Origin of the sequence: Bacteroides sp. AM07-18, assembly GCF_003602695.1 — a bacterium.
Classification (GTDB): Bacteria; Bacteroidota; Bacteroidia; order Bacteroidales; family Bacteroidaceae; genus Bacteroides; species Bacteroides uniformis.
Genome location: NZ_QTLM01000035.1, coordinates 1 through 2,666 on the forward strand (window position 1 = coordinate 1; position 2,666 = coordinate 2,666).

Here is a 2,666-nt window from a genome sequence, read left to right on the forward strand (position 1 = left end):
GATATGCTTTAAAGCTCTTACCTTTGCATCCGCTTTCTGAAAAGAACAGCAATCGTGAAACGAGCGATCTTTGAACAGATTTACATAAACAATACAAGTAGTACAAGAGCAGGTGCTTCGCAAATTAATAATTGGAAACTAATGATTAAGGCGCGTCGTACCTGGGTAAAACAAAAGAACCGTCAATACCTGTTTTATATAAATAGGTAAAGATAAACTTTTTGAATTCGAGCGTCCTGAACAGATAATTAAGCTGTCGCACTTTAATTTTTAATTTGCGCAGTCACGATACTTTTACAATGAAGAGTTTGATCCTGGCTCAGGATGAACGCTAGCTACAGGCTTAACACATGCAAGTCGAGGGGCAGCATGAACTTAGCTTGCTAAGTTTGATGGCGACCGGCGCACGGGTGAGTAACACGTATCCAACCTGCCGATGACTCGGGGATAGCCTTTCGAAAGAAAGATTAATACCCGATGGCATAGTTCTTCCGCATGGTAGAACTATTAAAGGATTTCGGTCATCGATGGGGATGCGTTCCATTAGGTTGTTGGCGGGGTAACGGCCCACCAAGCCTTCGATGGATAGGGGTTCTGAGAGGAAGGTCCCCCACATTGGAACTGAGACACGGTCCAAACTCCTACGGGAGGCAGCAGTGAGGAATATTGGTCAATGGACGAGAGTCTGAACCAGCCAAGTAGCGTGAAGGATGACTGCCCTATGGGTTGTAAACTTCTTTTATACGGGAATAAAGTGAGGCACGTGTGCCTTTTTGTATGTACCGTATGAATAAGGATCGGCTAACTCCGTGCCAGCAGCCGCGGTAATACGGAGGATCCGAGCGTTATCCGGATTTATTGGGTTTAAAGGGAGCGTAGGCGGACGCTTAAGTCAGTTGTGAAAGTTTGCGGCTCAACCGTAAAATTGCAGTTGATACTGGGTGTCTTGAGTACAGTAGAGGCAGGCGGAATTCGTGGTGTAGCGGTGAAATGCTTAGATATCACGAAGAACTCCGATTGCGAAGGCAGCTTGCTGGACTGTAACTGACGCTGATGCTCGAAAGTGTGGGTATCAAACAGGATTAGATACCCTGGTAGTCCACACAGTAAACGATGAATACTCGCTGTTTGCGATATACAGTAAGCGGCCAAGCGAAAGCGTTAAGTATTCCACCTGGGGAGTACGCCGGCAACGGTGAAACTCAAAGGAATTGACGGGGGCCCGCACAAGCGGAGGAACATGTGGTTTAATTCGATGATACGCGAGGAACCTTACCCGGGCTTGAATTGCAACTGAATGATGTGGAGACATGTCAGCCGCAAGGCAGTTGTGAAGGTGCTGCATGGTTGTCGTCAGCTCGTGCCGTGAGGTGTCGGCTTAAGTGCCATAACGAGCGCAACCCTTATCGATAGTTACCATCAGGTGATGCTGGGGACTCTGTCGAGACTGCCGTCGTAAGATGTGAGGAAGGTGGGGATGACGTCAAATCAGCACGGCCCTTACGTCCGGGGCTACACACGTGTTACAATGGGGGGTACAGAAGGCAGCTACACGGCGACGTGATGCTAATCCCGAAAGCCTCTCTCAGTTCGGATTGGAGTCTGCAACCCGACTCCATGAAGCTGGATTCGCTAGTAATCGCGCATCAGCCACGGCGCGGTGAATACGTTCCCGGGCCTTGTACACACCGCCCGTCAAGCCATGAAAGCCGGGGGTACCTGAAGTGCGTAACCGCAAGGAGCGCCCTAGGGTAAAACTGGTGATTGGGGCTAAGTCGTAACAAGGTAGCCGTACCGGAAGGTGCGGCTGGAACACCTCCTTTCTGGAGTGACGTCTCGACTCGATCGTTGGTTCTTGAAGTTATGCTTCCATAAGAACCTCTTGTACTGCGCGTACTTGTTTATTAAAATATACGAGAAAAGTAGAAGCCGAGCCGTAAGGCGAGGGTTTGACTGACAGTCCTATAGCTCAGTTGGTTAGAGCGCTACACTGATAATGTAGAGGTCGGCAGTTCAACTCTGCCTGGGACTACTTCAAAGTTGAAGACTGAAAATTGACAACTGAAAATCGGGAACTCTCCGGATTTTCCACTTTCCAGTTTCCGTTTTCCACTTATAAGAAGGGGGATTAGCTCAGCTGGCTAGAGCACCTGCTTTGCACGCAGGGGGTCAACGGTTCGAATCCGTTATTCTCCACTCCGTTTTGATTATTGTTTTATAATTGAAACACCGTTCTTTGACATGATGTGACCAAAAAAAAGTAAAGTTAAAAGCTGAAAGTATATATCGACCATACGTGATCGGTAAGACAAAAAGTAAGTAAGGGCACATGGCGGATGCCTTGGCTCTCGGAGGCGATGAAGGACGTGATAAGCTGCGATAAGCTGCGGGTAGGTGCAAATGACCTTTGATCCGCGGATTTCCGAATGGGACAACCCGGTACTTTGAAGAAGTATCATCCTGCATTGCAGGAGGCTAACGCAGGGAACTGAAACATCTTAGTACCTGCAGGAAAAGAAAATAAACAATGATTCCCCCAGTAGTGGCGAGCGAACGGGGAATAGCCCAAACCATCCATGTTACGGCATGGGTGGGGTTGTAGGACCACGCCGTGGCAAGAAAGTTGGTGAGCAGAATGTTCTGGAAAGTACAGCCATAGAGCATGA

2 tRNA genes and 2 rRNA genes (1 of these 4 running past the window's edge) are annotated in these 2,666 nt (G+C 48.4%); all 4 read left to right on the forward strand.

What is annotated here, in order from left to right:
* Positions 1 to 296 precede the first annotated feature (296 nt).
* Positions 297 to 1,823 (forward strand): 16S ribosomal RNA (locus tag DW096_RS19015).
* 135 nt (positions 1,824 to 1,958) lie between these two features.
* A tRNA-Ile gene (locus tag DW096_RS19020) sits at positions 1,959 to 2,032 on the forward strand.
* Positions 2,033 to 2,122: 90 nt separating this feature from the next.
* Positions 2,123 to 2,196 (forward strand) — tRNA-Ala (locus DW096_RS19025).
* 113 nt (positions 2,197 to 2,309) lie between these two features.
* A 23S ribosomal RNA gene (locus tag DW096_RS19030) occupies positions 2,310 to 2,666 on the forward strand (it continues 2,850 nt past the right edge of the window).
* The 16S and 23S rRNA genes sit together here with 2 tRNA genes alongside, the layout of an rRNA operon.